Below are 15,577 nucleotides of genomic sequence, written 5' to 3' on the forward strand. Positions count from 1 at the left end.
ACAGACATTTTGATTAAGAAAACATGTCAAAACAAAAGGTTAGAGCAAAGTGCAATTCGGAGAAATCGCACTTTGCTCTAACAGGCTGTTGAAGAAGTCGCCCAGGGAGCGGCTTTGAAGCTGGTTTCGTCGCCGTTGCGCCAAGATATTTCGCCGAGGAGCGAGCCGTCATCCTGGAGCTCCGCCCAACCGTCGCCGCTGACCTGGTCGCCTTCGTCGGAGCCATCCCAGTTGAAATCAAAACCGCTCTGCGTGTAGGCACAGTCGAGCGCGGCAGTCAGGGCGCCGAAGGCCATTTCGCCCAGGCCGCGCTCGTCGATCTGGATGTATGCCGGCTCGACCAGATCGAGATAGTCTTCGTCGAAAGCCTCCAGTTGAATGATCCGCCACTTGCCTTTCAGCGTCATGGCTGCGCTCCAACCAGCTTGGGCAGGCGAACCAGATTGTAGGCCGCCGCGGCGAAGGCGAATGCCCATCCGACCCTGTCTCGTCCTTTGAACCTTGTCTTGCGCTGGCCGGCCACGGTCTTGATCCAGCCGAACGCTTCCTCGATCCGCTTGCGGATCTTCTGGCTCATCGCGTAGCTGGCGTGGCGGGTCGTGCGCCGATCGATGGCCGAACGCCGGCCGTTGTCGTTTTGGGTCACGTGTGGGCGCACGTTCATCGACCGCAGTTCATTGACGAAGTCCTCGGCGTCATAAGCCTTGTCGGCGCCCAGACTGATCGCGTGCGGCCGGTCCGCGCGCGGCTCGATCATCGAAAGGGCCGCATGGCGCTCGCCATGGCCGTCAGCCTGTGTCAGTCGGGTGTCGACGACCAAGCCAGATCGGTTCTCCATCAGAGCGTGGCCGATAAAACACAGCTTGGCTTCCATACCAGAACCCTTGCGATAGAGCCGGGCGTGGGGATCGGTCGTGCTCTGATGGGTCTCATTGGAGCGCTTGTGACCTTTGAAATCGACCTCGCCATTACGGCCACCCGATGCGGGTGGATCTGCTGGCGGTCCTCCCTCACCATTGCCCGCCTTGGGCCTGAAGCTCTTCATCGACGCCCAGGCCTCGATCAACGTGCCGTCGACACTGAAATGATCGCTGGACAGCAGCCGCTTCACCTTCGGCTGGGCCAACACTGCCGCCAAGAACTTCGCCGCGATCTCCCCTTCCAGCAACCGATCACGGTTCTTGGAAAAGCTCGAGTGATCCCAGGCCGTCTCGTCAATGCCCAGGCCGACGAACCAGCGGAACAACAGGTCGAACTCCAGCCGCTCCATCAACTGTCGTTCCGAGCGTATCGAATAAAAGGCCTGCAATAGCATCGCCCGCAACAGCATCTCCGGCGGGATCGACGGGCGGCCCATTCCCGAATAGAGCCGTGAGAAATCTTTGCTCAGTCCCTCCAGCGCATCATCGGCAAACACCTTGATCCGTCGAAGCGGATGATCGCTGCGCACCCGCGCCTCCAGATCAACATAGGAAAACAGCGATCCCGAGCGGTTGTCCGAACCTCGCATCCACCACCTCGCCGCATCAACGAGTGAATGAATCATACTCGGTTCGGCCGCGCCACAGACTTCTTCAACAGCCTGCTAACCCGGGCGCTGGCTGTTCTTGCGCAGGATCTCCAAGGCTTCCATGCGGGCCTTGGAAAGATCCCACAGCGTCTTGGTGGCCGCAGCCATCAAGGCCTCGATGATCGCCAGGATCGCCGCGTTCGAATCCCAGTTCGACGGCACGCCTGTGCGCGCTGAAATGACATGGCGGGCAAAGCGGGCGATCGGCGATAGCCATTGGTCGGTGAACAGCACGATGGTGGCGCCGCGCTCGGTTGCCTCCTGCGCGAGCAGGATGACATCGTCCTGGTAGCGCCGGATGTCGAAGACGATCAGGACGTCACGCTTGCCGAAATCGATGACCTGGTCGCGCCAGGTTGCCGCCTGTCCCTCAACCAGCGTGACATCGGGGCGGATGACCCTGAGATGGCGCACGGTATAGAGCGCCACGGCCTCGGTAAGGCGACCACCGACGACATGCAGCCGGCGCTTGGTGTCGGTGATAATGGCGAGAATCGCATCGAACTCGGCCGGCGCCATCGCCTCGAAGCTGTGCGTAATGTTTGCGACCACAGCCGCCGCGAACGCGGAGAGGGGGGTCGGGTTCGCCTGTTCCGGCGCCTGCTTCATCAGCGGCGACTGCAATTGTGCTTCGAGTTCGTCCTTGAGATGACGTTGGAAATCGGCGTAGGCCCCGAAGCCGAGGCGGGCAATGAAGCGCAGGATCGAAGGTGCCGAAATGCCGGCGCGCGAGGCAAATTGCGCAACGGTTTCAAGGCCTGCGAACGGATAGTTCGACAAGAGGACATGGGCGGCGCGGCGCTCGGTGGGGGTCAGCGAACCGAGCCTGCTGCGGATGGTCGTCGCCAAGGTCTGATCGCTTGCAGTGGCCGCCGCGTCTGGGCTTTTGGTCATCAGGCGACTCCCTCCGGAAAAGCGAGAGTGGAAGGTGGACACAATTTTCACAATTGACAAGTCGGCTACGGCTGTACTCAGAATAACACTCAATACAAAAACAAGCCCGGACGTAATGAATGTTAGAATCGCTCGCCGAGAGAGCTGCCGGAGGAACTTCGGGCGGGGAAATCCAGCCGGATTCTGCCATTGTCGATAACGGCCGAGGCAGGGGTGAATATGTCCTCGTCTGCGAGCATGCATCCAATTTCGTTCCTCCGCGTTTTGGCAAGCTCGGCCTGTCGGATGCCGACCTGCAACGCCATATCGCCTGGGATCCGGGAGCGCTCGGCGTGGCACGCGTGATGGCGCGCGAGCTCGACGCGCCCTTGGTGTCCTGCGCGGTGAGCCGGCTGGTGATCGATTGCAATCGCGATCCGTCGGTTTTCGACGCGATCACCCTCAAGAGCGAGGGCACCGTCATTCCCGGCAATGCGGATCTCAGCGATGCCGAACGCGCACGGCGGATCCAGGAGGTCTATGAACCGTTCCATGCGGGGGTTGCCGCGGCGGTGGCCGCCAAGCGGCACGCTGGACCGGCAGCGATCATCGGCATTCACAGCTTCAATCCGGTCTATAACGGCGTCCAGCGTCCCTGGCATGTCGGTATTCTCTTCGATCGCGACGAGAGCCTGTCGGGCCCGATGATCGCGGCTCTGCGCGAGGATGCGAGCCTAGTGGTCGGGGTCAACGAGCCCTACAGCCCGGGAGACCGCGTCTATCATACGCTCGATCGCCATGGCCAAAGCCAGGGTCTTCCCAGCGTGATGATCGAAATCCGCAACGATCTTCTGGCAACGCCGAATCAGCAGGAAGAATGGGGCATGAAACTTGCTACCATCCTGCAGCGGATCGGCCTGCCCGGAGACGATTCGCCAAAATGAGAGAGCCGGAACGAACGGCCGGAAACGATAGCTGAGTGAAAGGTAATATCCATCGGTCCACGGTCTATCGGTCCACTGTCGACCGATCCTGGACCACAAGTCGGGGGACTTTCTATGAGCGGATCGACTGACGAGGACGTCAAAGTCCTCCACTCCATGGGCTACGCGCAGGAGTTGGCGCGCCGCATGGGCGGCTTTTCGAATTTTGCGATCTCCTTTTCCATCATCTGTATCCTGGCGGGCGGCATCACCTCATTTCCGCTGGCGATGGCAACCGGTTCGGGCTTCGAAGCGACGATCGGCTGGGTCATCGGCGGCGTGTTCGCTCTCGTGGTCGCGGCCTGTCTCGGACAGATCGGTTCGGCCTATCCCACGGCGGGCGGGCTCTATCACTGGTCCTCGATTCTCGGCGGTCGCGGCTGGGGCTGGGCAACCGCCTGGATCAACCTGCTCGGCCTGATCTTCGTGGTCGCATCGGTCAATGTCGGCGTCTGGCTGCTGTTCCGGGATCTCGTGCTTTCGGGCGTCTTCCATGTCGACGTGACGGCATGGACTTCCGTCACGACCGACCCCTTGCCGTCAGGCATGACGGCCGAACAGGCCAAAGCGATCAATAGTTCTGCCTACACCGCGCAGGTGGTGGCCGTCTGCCTGATCACGCTGGTCCAGGCGCTGATCAACCATTTCGGCATCAAACTCACCACGCTGCTGACCGACTTCTCCGGCTATCTCATTCTGGTGGTTGCCGTGGTGCTGACCCTGACCTTCCTGGGGTGGGGAGCCAGCTGGGACTTCTCGCGTCTCACCACTTTCGTGAACAATACCGGTGATCCGGGCGGCAATTACGTGCCGGAAGCACGGCCTGCCTTCATCGCCTTCCTGGTCGGCTTGCTCTACCCGCTCTACACCATCACCGGCTTCGATGCTTCGGCGCACACCTCCGAGGAAACCCAGAATGCCCGTGTCGCCGTGCCCAGGGGGATGATTCATTCGGTGTTCTGGTCGCTGGTGTTCGGCTTTGCCATGGCGGTGTCCTTCGTGCTAGCCAGCCCGGACCTGGCCCAGACCGCCAAGGATGGCGGCGCCGGCTGGTTCAACCTGTTCAACAACCTGCCCGCGCCGGGCCTGCTCAAGGACGTGCTGGCCATCGGCATCGTGCTGGCCAATTTCATCTGCGCCCTGGCCGGCCTGACCTCGACTTCGCGCATGATCTATGCCTTCGCCCGTGACGGCGGCCTGCCGGCCTCCGGCGTCTGGAAGGGTGTGAGCCCGACCTGGCGCACACCCGTGGCGGCGATCTGGCTGGGAGCGGTGCTCTCGGTTGCGGCCACCCTCTATTCGCCCGCCTTCGCCGCGCTGGCGGCGGGCTGCGCGCTGTTCCTCTATGTCTCCTATGCCATGCCGATCGCCGCAGGACTGCTGGCGGAGGGCAAGACCTGGACCGAGTTCGGACCTTTCCGCCTCGGTATCTGGTCCAAGCCTCTCGGCGCGATCGCCGTACTCGGTGTGCTCGTCCTGATGTATGCCGGTATCCAGCCGCCCTTCGACATCCTGATCAACTACGCCATTGGCCTGCTGGTGCTGCTCCTGGTGTTGTGGTTCGGCATCGAGGCTCGTCGGTTCAAGGGCCCGCCGATCGGCGGTGACATCGCCAAACGGGCCAGCGAGATCGCCGAAGCCGAAAAGGCAGTCGGCCAGAGCACCTGATCGTGGCGTCGGCCGGCCCGGGTCGCTGCCCGGGCCGGTCACCGGCACGCGAAGAACTATCCACGAAGAACAAACCTAGAGAGACGGAACCAGCGGATCATGGCGAACCCAGCGAGACCGACCAATGCAGCCGAGGCGATAGCCTATGTCCGAGAACACGGCTTTTCCGATGTGAAGGTCGGTGTCTTCGACATAGACGGCGTCTTCCGCGGCAAATACATGGCTCGCGAGAAGTTCGAGAGTGCGCTCGAGAAGGGTTTTGGTTTCTGCAACGTCGTGCTGGGCTGGGATTCGAACGACCAGCTCTATGACAACACCAGCTTTGCGGGCTGGCACAACGGCTATCGCGATGCCGAGGCCCGTTTTCTGCCTGAGACCATGCGTATCATCCCGCTCGAAGACGGCATGCCGCTCTTCATCGGTGAGTTCGCCGGCGATGCCGAGGCCTATTGCCCCCGCGGCACATTGCGCCGGGTGATCAGGCGTGCAGCCGACATGGGCTATAAGGTTTCGGCGGCGGCTGAGTTCGAATTCTTCGTCTTCGACGAAACACCCCATAGCGTACGCGAAAAACGCTTCCGTAATCTGAAGAACATCACGCCAGGCTTCTTCGGCTATTCCATGCTGCGCGCCGGCGTGCATGCCGACTTCTACCAGGATCTCCTGCAGATGTGCCGGGAGATGGACATGGAGATCGAGGGCCTGCACACCGAAACCGGCCCCGGCGTGCTCGAGGCGGCGATCAAGGTCGATGAGGCCCTGGCCATGGCCGACAAGGCCGCCTTGTTCAAGACCTACACCAAGATCCTGGCGCAGAAGCGCGGCTGGATGGCGACTTTCATGGCCAAGTGGTCGCATGATTGGCCGGGGCAATCCGGACATCTGCACGCCTCGCTCTCGGATCTGAAGACCGGCAAGGGCGTGTTCCACGATCCGTCCAAGCCCCATGCGATGTCGGACGAGATGCGCTGGTTCGTCGGCGGCCAGCAGGCGCTGATGCCTGAATTGCTGGCGATGATCGCCTGCACTGTGAATTCCTACACCCGCCTCATTCCCGGCTTCTGGGCGCCGACCGATGCGAGCTGGGGCGTGGAGAACCGCACCTGCGCCCTGCGCGTCATTCCAGGTTCCGAGAAGTCCCAGCGCGTCGAGTATCGCGTGGCGGCTGCCGACATCAATCCCTACATAGCCCTGGCGGCGGCGATCGGTTCGGGCCTGTGGGGTATCGAAAACCGCATCGAGCCCGACGCGCCGGTCGAGGGCTCGGCCTATGACAAGAAATTTCCCAAGGCGCGTCAGTTGCCGCGCTCGCTCTGGGATGCGGCCCAGCGCCTCAAGGCTTCCAAGGCGGCCCGCTCGCTCTTCGGCGACGCCTTCGTCGAGCATTATGCCGCCACCCGCGAATGGGAGGAACGCGAGTTCCGCCGCACGATTTCGGATTGGCAGCTGGAACGCTACTTCGAAATCATCTAGATGTGATCACAAAGAGGGTGACCCCGGACACTCCGGGATCACACTTTCATTCTCCAATGGAGGCTTCGTCATTGCGAGCGCAGCGAAGCAATCCAGTCTTTCAAGCGGGGCGAAGCTGGATTGCTTCGCTGCGCTCGCAATGACGGTGCGCCAGGCCGTCCGGGGTTTCAATCATGTCCGATATCGTCTGTATCTCTCCCATCGACGGCAAGGAGCTGGTGCGCCGCCCGGCGGCCAGTGCCGCCGAGATCGAGGCGGCGTTGGCCGCAGCCCGCAAGGCCCAGAAGGAATGGCGCCGGCTCTCCATCGAGGAACGCAGCGCCTATGTCCTGAAGTTCCTCGACGCCATGCTGGCGATGAACCAGGAGGTCGTGCCGGAGCTTGCCCAGCAGATGGGCCGGCCGGTGCGCTATGGCGGCGAATTCCGCGGCTTCGAGGAGCGCGTTCGCTATATGGTGCGCATCGCCAAGGACAGCCTGGCGCCGACCATTCCCGATGACGACCGCCCCGGCTTCAAGCGCATGATCAAGCGCGAGCCGCTCGGTCTGGTCTTCGTGGTGGCGCCCTGGAACTATCCGTTCATGACGGCCGTCAATACCATCGCTCCCGCCCTGATCGCCGGCAACGCCGTGATCCTCAAGCATGCGGCGCAGACCATCTTGGTCGGTGAGCGTTTCCAGAAGGCGATGGATGCGGCCGGCCTGCCCAAGGGCGTGTTCCAGAACCTCGTGCTCACGCACGAGCAGACCAGCGACATTCTGGCCAAGGGACTGGTCGACCACACCAATTTCACCGGTTCCGTCGCGGGCGGCCGCGCCATCGAGAAGGCCGCTGCCGGCACCTTCATGACCCTTGCGCTCGAACTCGGCGGCAAGGACCCGGCCTATGTGCGGGCCGACGCCAATGTCGAGCACGCCATCGAGAACCTGGTGGATGGCGCCTTCTACAATTCGGGGCAGTGCTGCTGCGGCATCGAGCGCATCTACGTGCATGAAACCCATTACGACCGCTTCGTCGACGGCTTTGCCAATCTCACCAGCCAGTATGTGCTCGGCAATCCGCTCGACGAGGCCACGACGCTCGGCCCGATGGCCAATCTGCGTTTCGCCGACTGGGTGCGCAAGCAGACCGCGGAGGCCCTGGCCAAGGGCGCCAAGGCTCATATCGACACGGCGAAATTTGCAGCCGACGCCGCCGGCACGGCCTATCTCGCCCCGCAAGTCCTCACCAATGTCGATCATTCGATGTCGGTGATGATGGAAGAGAGCTTCGGCCCGGTCGTCGGTATCATGAAGGTGAAGTCCGACGAAGAGGCCGTCGCGCTGATGAACGACTCGCCCTACGGCCTGACGGCGGCGATCTGGACCCAGGACCTCGGCGCAGCCGAGCGCATCGGCGCCGAGATCGAGACAGGCACGATCTTCATGAACCGCTGCGACTATCTCGATCCCGGCCTGACCTGGACCGGCGTGAAGGATACCGGCCGCGGCACGGGGCTTTCGCGCCTCGGCTATGACTCGCTCACCCAGCCCAAAAGCTATCACCTCAGGACGATCTGACCGGCATTGTTCCCGACCCATGCCGGTCTGAAGACCGGCACACCGAATCCCGCATCCATTTCTCGGACACCGCCCATGACCACGACGTCTCCACGCGCCAACTGGAGCTATCCCACCGCCATCCGCTTCGGCGCCGGCCGCATCTCGGAACTGGCGGAAGCCTGCAAGAGTGCCGGCATCAGCGCGCCGCTGCTGGTGACGGATCCCTTCCTCGCCACCCAGAAGATGACCAAGGATGCGCTGGAGAGCCTCAGGGCCGCCGGGCTGCATGCGGCCATCTTTTCGGATGTGAAGCCCAACCCGGTGGAATCCAACGTCTATGCGGGCCTGGAAGTGCTGCGCAAGGGCGGGCATGACGGCGTCGTTGCCTTCGGCGGCGGCTCCGGCCTCGATGCCGGCAAGGTCATCGCCTTCATGGCCGGGCAGAAGCGGCCGATGTGGGATTTCGAGGACATCGGCGACTGGTGGACCCGGGCCGATCCCAAAGGCATCGTGCCGATCGTCGCCGTGCCGACCACCGCCGGCACCGGCTCGGAAGTCGGCCGGGCAGGGGTGATCACCCAGGAAAAGACCCACACCAAGAAGGTGATCTTCCATCCCCTGATGATGCCCAAGGTGGTGATCTGCGATCCCGAGTTGACCGTCGGCATGCCCAAGCACATCACGGCGGGCACAGGTCTCGATGCGCTGGCCCATTGCCTGGAGGCCTATTGTTCGCCCTTCTACCATCCTATGGCCGAGGGCATGGCGGTGGAGGGCGTTCGCCTGGTCAAGGAGTTCCTGCCGCGCGCCTATAAGGACGGCACGGATCTCGAAGCCCGCGCCCATATGATGTCGGCCGCGGCGATCGGCGCCACCGCCTTCCAGAAGGGCCTTGGTGCCATCCATGCGCTCTCCCATCCGGTTGGCGCGCTCTACGATACCCATCACGGCCTGACCAATGCGGTGTTCATGCCCTATGTCATCGCCTTCAACAAAAAGGCTGTGAAGGAGAAGATCGAGCGTCTCGCCGCCTATATCGGTTTGAAGCCGCGCTATTCGGCTTTCCTCGACTGGACTTTGGCGCTGCGCGAGGAACTCGGCGTGCCGCACACGCTGGCGGGCCTCAAGGTCGACGATCAGAAGTTCGACCTGATGTCCAAGATGGCTCCGAAGGATCCGACTGCAGGCGGCAATCCCGTTACCCTGACGAAGGCCGGCGCTCTCAAACTCTATCGCAAGACGTTGGAAGGGGCTATCTAGCCGGATCTGACGGTGTTCGGCCGGGGGCGGCGATAACCTTCCGCCTCCGCGACGAAGCGTCGGCAATCGTGCAGCAAGGCGCGTCACTCGCACGCGCTTTGCTTTCGGTGTCCGGGAGGGCCGATCCTGCAGCGCCTCGTTTGAAACAGTCATGCCGAGAAAGCCTGATCTTCACGACCGTCTCGCAGCTCTGCCCTTGTGGGACGGTCCCATCGCTGTCGAGCCTGTGGCTGGTGGGCTGACCAACCGTAATCTTCTGATTACAGCGCGGCATGGTCGCTTCGTGGCTCGCATCGCCGGCGACAATGCGGCGCACGACATCGACCGCGCGACCGAGCAGGCTGCCACCCGTGCCGCTGCCGCATGCGGGCTTGGGCCCGAGCTGGTCTGGGCGGAACCCGGGCTGATGATCCTGCGGCATATCGAGGGACGCACACTCGCCAGCGCTGATTTTCGCGACCAGACGAGGTTTCGACACGTGCTGGCGTTGCTGAACAGCATCCGGCGAACGGTGCCGGAACACTATCGGGGATCATCGCGCGACAGGACCCCGCTCACCATCCTCGGCCGTTACCTTCAGAAATTGACCGCGGAGCCCAATCGTTGGCAGCGAGCCGCCGATCGTTACCGGCCGCTGCTTGGCATCCTGGAACCACGGCTCGCCACCGTACCCGCGGGCTTTGCTCATAACGATATCCATGGCGACAACATCATCGATGATGGCCAACGCCTTTGGCTGCTCGATTGGGAGTATGCCGGGCAGGGCCAGCCTTTGGTCGATCTCGCCAGCTTTTTCAACAATGCCGGTTTGGATGACGGAATGGCCCGCATCTGCCTTGCCGACTGGCTGGGGCATCTACCGACAGGGGAAGAGAAGCAGGGTTTCGCGGCCATGCGTCTGGCGGCGGCGATGCGCGATCTGTTCTGGGGCTATGCCCAGGACGGCCTGGTGGCAAGCCAGCCGGGCAAACTCGACGACTATATCGCCATCAACGAACACCGGGTGAGCATGGCTGCCGCGGTCCTTTGACCTGTGATCCCGGGGCACTGGCAAGATGGCACTCGGTGTCTTCCAAAAAATCGATGGGTCTGTTTTTCGTATTTGGTTTTCTCACAAGAAGGTGACGAAAGCGGTGCCAGTTTACCGCTTCAATATTAAGTGATGCCTATGTGAATAGGGTTCTTTCACATTGTGTGAGGCGATTAATTTCGTTATTCGTGGCAGAAATATATTGATTCATAGCCATGTAACTATCGAAAATCGAAAACTCTTGAAAATTCAACTTTTAGTTGAGTTTTCTAATTTTTCAGAATTACGAATTCATTTTATAATTCTATTGTGAGCAGTGTCGTGATGAAAAGGCCTAGTATTCTTATCGCCTGCGTATGTGGAAACCGCTTTGTCGACATCGATGCCGTACGCTCTTTCCTCAGCATCGCCTTGGATTTGAAAGAGCGGAAAGTCGAAGTCGACTTTCTCGGGCAATCGGGCATTCCACATCTGGAACATGCGCGCAACGCAGTCGTCAGCTATTTCCTCGAAGGTCGCAGCGACTATCTTCTTTGCTTGGACTCGGACATGGAGATATCGCCCAAGACGATAGGGCGATTGCTTCAGTTCAGCCAGCTCCATGACAAGCCTTTCACGGCCGCGCCCTATGTGTCGAAGGGCTACGACAATGAGAAGACCAGCAAGGTTTTCGCTCGCGATCTCGAGGATTTTCACGCCGCCGTGTCGCGCTGGAATGTCGTGTTCGAAGACCCGAAGGCGCTGACGGGGCAGGGGCGGCTGGACCTGCGCAACGGCTTTGCGCGCGCCCTGCGGGTCGGAGCGGGCGCCATGCTTTGCCGTCGCGACATGCTGGAGACGATGGTCGCCCGCTACAGGGACCAAGGCTATTCCTATCACAACGTGCCGTTCCGCCTGTTCCCGCTGTTCAACATTCCGGTGGTGGACGGCGAGGCGGTTGGCGAGGACTATGCTTTTTGCGATCGTTGGCGTGCGTGTGGTGGCGAGCTATGGGTCGATACCATGGCAACGATCCGACACAATGGCCATCATTCCTATCGGGGCAATCTTGCCGAAACCCTCGATCTGCGCCGGCGTGCCTTGCCCCAGCTTTAGTCGTTCAATCTCCAAGCTCGAGCGGAGCCTGGGGCATTCGCCTTGTTCACCCACAGGTGGGTGAACAGCGGCGCTTGGGCCTGTTCGCCGGAATTCACGCCGAGGCAAGGCCTGTGCTCCCGCGAAAATTCACCCCGATGAATGTCATGTGGTGGATCGGGCGCGACATCGGCGGGACCGCGACGCAATCCCGCCATTTCGGCCTTTCCCTGTTCGATGCTCGCTAAACGTGCGAATGGAATTTCTTGTAACTTTAAGTATAGGATCCTTCAATTATAGCAACCAAACTTATACGTGCAACGAATTTGTCCTAAATTTGGCAAATTTATGAGATGTGCAGTCGCTTCCTTAGGTTGATTGAATAAGAAAAGCACAACTTTTGATTGATTTATCCATACTGCGACCCCGCTGTGCGGTGAAAGTTGTGTCTTTTGGGTGACATGTATTAGGCAAAACGGTGTGAGTGCCTTGGATTTGGTCGTTTTCACGTTGTGGAATGACGGCGACTGCCGCACTGTCACTTTCAACGATTCACGCAATGGGTCGTCTCCGGGCCGCCGCCAGAGGTTGGGGCCGGGGTCTCGCGAGCCGGTCGGAGAGGTCAAGTTTCCGGCCGAGTAAAAATGTCTTGGAGGTCATCTCATGACGATGAAATCAGTTCTTCTCGGCGCAGCCGCCGGTATCGCCGCCATCGGCGCTGCCCAGGCCGCCGATCTGCCCATGACCAAGGGCGAAGCCGTTGAATATGTGAAGGTCTGCTCGGCCTTCGGCGAAGGCTTCTTCTATATCCCCGGCACCGACACCTGCCTGAAGATCGGCGGCGAAATCCGCGCCAAGTACTATGCCTTCGGCGGCACCGGTTATAACCGCAACGACAATCGTTCGGCTTTCGACACCCAGGCCCGCGTCTGGTTCGATGCCCGCACCGAGACCGATTGGGGTCTGCTGCGCTCCTACTTCCAGATCAACGCTGACTCCAATCGCTTGGTCGGTCGCGGCGGCGGTGACGGCGCGCGGAACGACTTCACCATCGACAAGGCCTTCATCCAGTTCGGTGGCCTGACCGCTGGTTACGCCCATTCGTTCTTCGGCTTCTACGATAACGAATATGGCGATACCCTTGAGGGCAATTACTACGCCCAGACCAAGACCGTTAACCTGCTCGCCTACACCGCCCAGTTCGGTGGCGGCTTCAGCGCTACACTGGCGCTCGAAGATGGTCGCGACCATCGTGTCGGCAGCGGACCATCCACGCCGGTCGACATCAATGGCACCCTTTATGGCTATCGTGACGGCGGTCAGCAGGTTCCCGATGTCGTCGCTCAGCTCCGCTGGGATCAGTCGTGGGGTTCGCTCGCCGTGCAGGCGGCCGGTCATCAGTCCCGTTCGGGGACAGGCTATAGCGTTGACACGAACGATGACGGTATTGCCGATACGGACGTCGTCGTTCGGCGCAGCAACAAGTATGGCTATGCTGTCGGCGCTACCGGCTTGATCAAGATCCCCGCGATCGATGGCTGGTTCGTCGTGGAAGGCCAGTATGCGGACGGTGCCTTGGATTATCTGGGCGCGGGCAACACCTTCGTTTCTCAATCCGACCGTTTCGTGAACGCTGCGGGGCGCGTCGATGCCGGCAAGGGCTGGTCGATCACCGGTGAATTGGGCGGGCGCATCACGCCGCAGTTGCAGGCCGTCCTGGTCGGCAGCTATATCGATACCACCTATGACAGGTATTCTGACCTTGGCGATTTGGGAATCAAGGAGTTCACCATCAGCGGCAACCTGACCTATACGATCGTCAAGGGTCTGAAGGTGGCCGGCGAGGTTGGCTATACCCATGGCAAGGTCGATCATCGGGTAGTTGATCCGGTGCCTGGTCATAACGACTACGACAACTGGCTGGCTGGCATGCGCATCACGCGCCAGTTCTGATCATCCGGATCGAATATCCAAGGAAAGGCCCGGCGAAAGCCGGGCCTTTTTTATGACGGGCACACTTTGATCGCCTCGTGAGTGAAAGTCGTCGATTCAGCCCTTCTTTCAATAGCTGACATTAACACTGGCTGCCCTGTCATAGGCGTGAGCTCGTTTCAATGGGTAGTCGTTGGGGGAATGAGGCGAGGGCAACATCGCTTCCACGCGATCACGCCCGGCATGCATGCTCATTCCGGGGCAAGCTCCAATCTCCGATGGCGTGCCAGCTTGCTCAACGAGTGGCTCGTTCTGACCTGATTCTTCCGAGCAGGCTTTGCCTGAAATCCTGCTTCGATCGATCGTGCCGAGGCAGGTCATTCGACGGTTATGAGTCCAGATCAATGTCGGGATAGCGATAAATCGATCTGAAATGGCCGCTTCAAAGAGGCGCAAAGCGGTTTCGCTTCCCTCGAGCGTTGGGAGGCGTCATGGCCGATTGCCTCACCCAGAGCCCTGACTCCATCCTGCGAAATTATGTCATTCGAACGGAAGATGGCTCGGAAAACCAGGATTTTCGCCCAAACTCGACCCAATTGTGGCGAAAATGCTGCGTGTGTCCTTTTTGCTACACAGCTTTGCCAAAATATCACGACCCCAGGTTGTTGGGTGCAATCGCTATTGTACAACCAGAGGCAGTGAAGCAATGTCATGACAACGATTCACTCGATGGGTCGTGTCCAGATTGCAAGTTAAACGTGTGATCGGGGTCTCGCGAGTCGGTCGGAGCACCAAGCGGCGCTTTCGATCAAATAATAACTGTCTTGGAGGTCATCTAATGACGATGAAGTCCCTTCTCCTCGGCGCCGCTGCTGGTATTGCCGCCATCGGCACTGCCCAGGCTGCCGATCTGCCCATGACCAAGGGCGAAGCTGTTGAATATGTGAAGGTTTGCTCCGAATTCGGCGCTGGCTTCTTCTATATTCCCGGCAGCGACACCTGCCTCAAGATCGGCGGTGAAATTCGCGCCGACTACCGCGTCTTCGGCGGCACGGGTTTCAGCCGCGACGACAACCGCTCGGCTTTCGGGACCCAGGGCCGCATCTGGTTCGATGCCCGCACCCAGACCGACTGGGGCCTGCTGCGTTCCTACTTCCAGATCAATGCCAGCGGCCGCACCGCCAGCCGCTCCGGGCTCGGCGATACGAACAAGTTTGAAGTCGATAAGGCCTTCATCCAGTTCGGTGGTCTGACCGCCGGTTATGCCCATTCGTTCTTCGGCTTCTACGACAACGACTACGGCAACACCATCTGGGCTCCCTACTACGCTCAGTCCAGCACGGTGAACCTGCTCGCCTACACCGCTCAGTTCGGCGGCGGCTTCCAGGCCACGCTGTCGATCGAAGACGGCCGCGATCATCGCTCCACCGGCGGGTTCGCTCCCTTCCAGAACGCCAATGCTGTTTGGGTTGGCTATAACCAGGGCGGCCAGCAGTTCCCGGACGTTGTCGGCCAGTTGCGCTTGGATCAGTCGTGGGGCGGAGTGGCCGTGCAGGCCGCTCTCCATCAGAACCGTTCGGGTGAGAACTTCCTGTTCGATGTCGATGGTGATGGTGACCTCGATCCTGTTGTCAACCCGCACAAGAGCAAGGTGGGTTGGGCTGTCGGTGCCACGGCGCTGATCAAGATCCCGGCGATCGAAGAAGGTCACTTCATCGTTGAAGGTCAGTATGCCAACGGTGCCCTGCACTATCTCGGTACCGGCAACACCATCAGCAGCGGTGCCGACTACTATCTGGCGCCCGTTGGCCTGCTCGGCCAGGGCAAGGCTGGCAAAGGCTGGTCGATCGTCGCCGAAATCGGCGGCAACATCACGCCCGTCCTGAATGCCAACTTGGTCGGCAGCTATATCGACACCAAGTATGACAACTCCTGGGGCCCTGGTAACCCGGACTTCGGTATCAAGGAATACACGATCGCCGGTAACCTGACCTACACGATCGTCAAGGGCCTGACCGTCGGCCTCGAAGTGGCGTATACCCGCGAGCAGCGCGATAACGACCTGATCAGCGCTGGCGACGGTGAGACGGGACCCGTGTTCGATGACGTGAAGCGCAATGTCTGGCAGGCTGGTGTCCGCCTGAAGCGCAAGTTCTGATCCTGGCGATCGGAT

At 60.6% G+C, this 15,577-nt stretch carries 12 protein-coding genes; 9 read left to right on the forward strand and 3 right to left on the reverse strand.

Translation table 11 applies throughout. The features are described from left to right. Window positions 1-77: 77 nt before the first annotated feature. From J8I29_RS04690 to J8I29_RS04700, 3 genes are all read right to left on the reverse strand, one after another. Window positions 78-407, reverse strand: a complete 330-nt coding sequence (locus tag J8I29_RS04690) for a hypothetical protein (RefSeq protein WP_105865312.1) — start codon at window positions 405-407, stop codon at window positions 78-80. Then, the gene (locus J8I29_RS04695; RefSeq protein ID WP_209430939.1) at window positions 404-1,510 is read right to left on the reverse strand and encodes an IS5 family transposase; all 1,107 of its coding nucleotides are present in this window, start codon (window positions 1,508-1,510) and stop codon (window positions 404-406) included. The genes J8I29_RS04690 and J8I29_RS04695 overlap by 4 nt, the downstream gene beginning before the upstream one ends. A 75-nt stretch (window positions 1,511-1,585) precedes the next feature. After that, on the reverse strand, window positions 1,586-2,464 hold the full coding sequence (locus tag J8I29_RS04700) for a MurR/RpiR family transcriptional regulator (protein WP_209430806.1): 879 nt from the start codon (window positions 2,462-2,464) through the stop codon (window positions 1,586-1,588). Window positions 2,465-2,583: 119 nt separating this feature from the next. Here J8I29_RS04700 and J8I29_RS04705 point away from each other — a divergent pair, with 119 nt between their 5' ends. The 9 genes from J8I29_RS04705 to J8I29_RS04745 all read left to right on the forward strand — a co-directional run bounded on the left by J8I29_RS04705 (window position 2,584) and on the right by J8I29_RS04745 (window position 15,562). Beyond that, on the forward strand, window positions 2,584-3,387 hold the full coding sequence (locus J8I29_RS04705) for an N-formylglutamate amidohydrolase (RefSeq protein WP_209430807.1): 804 nt from the start codon (window positions 2,584-2,586) through the stop codon (window positions 3,385-3,387). 114 nt (window positions 3,388-3,501) lie between these two features. Beyond that, complete coding sequence (locus J8I29_RS04710) at window positions 3,502-5,094, forward strand: amino acid permease (protein WP_105865316.1); 1,593 nt, start codon at window positions 3,502-3,504, stop codon at window positions 5,092-5,094. A 99-nt stretch (window positions 5,095-5,193) separates the two neighbouring features. Continuing rightward, entirely contained in the window at window positions 5,194-6,567 is a 1,374-nt protein-coding gene (locus J8I29_RS04715; RefSeq protein ID WP_209430808.1) for a glutamine synthetase family protein, read from the forward strand. 173 nt (window positions 6,568-6,740) lie between these two features. Further along, window positions 6,741-8,126: an aldehyde dehydrogenase family protein gene (locus tag J8I29_RS04720; RefSeq protein WP_209430809.1), complete on the forward strand. Its 1,386-nt coding sequence runs from the start codon at window positions 6,741-6,743 to the stop codon at window positions 8,124-8,126. Between the two features lie 75 nt (window positions 8,127-8,201). Further along, complete coding sequence (locus J8I29_RS04725; protein ID WP_105865319.1) at window positions 8,202-9,368, forward strand: iron-containing alcohol dehydrogenase; 1,167 nt, start codon at window positions 8,202-8,204, stop codon at window positions 9,366-9,368. A gap of 196 nt (window positions 9,369-9,564) precedes the next feature. Beyond that, entirely contained in the window at window positions 9,565-10,398 is an 834-nt protein-coding gene (locus J8I29_RS04730) for a choline/ethanolamine kinase family protein (RefSeq protein ID WP_209430810.1), read from the forward strand. Window positions 10,399-10,947: 549 nt separating this feature from the next. Beyond that, window positions 10,948-11,493 (forward strand): hypothetical protein, encoded by a 546-nt coding sequence (locus J8I29_RS04735; RefSeq protein ID WP_146127038.1) that lies wholly within the window; start codon window positions 10,948-10,950, stop codon window positions 11,491-11,493. A gap of 642 nt (window positions 11,494-12,135) precedes the next feature. Next, window positions 12,136-13,425 carry a porin gene (locus J8I29_RS04740; protein ID WP_209430811.1) on the forward strand — a complete coding sequence of 430 codons (1,290 nt, stop codon included), beginning with the start codon at window positions 12,136-12,138 and terminating at the stop codon, window positions 13,423-13,425. Between the two features lie 817 nt (window positions 13,426-14,242). Beyond that, window positions 14,243-15,562, forward strand: a complete 1,320-nt coding sequence (locus tag J8I29_RS04745; RefSeq protein WP_209430812.1) for a porin — start codon at window positions 14,243-14,245, stop codon at window positions 15,560-15,562. Window positions 15,563-15,577: the final 15 nt, after the last annotated feature.

It is taken from the genome of Labrys sp. LIt4 (assembly GCF_017813775.1).
Lineage (GTDB): Bacteria > Pseudomonadota > Alphaproteobacteria > Rhizobiales > Labraceae > Labrys > Labrys okinawensis_A.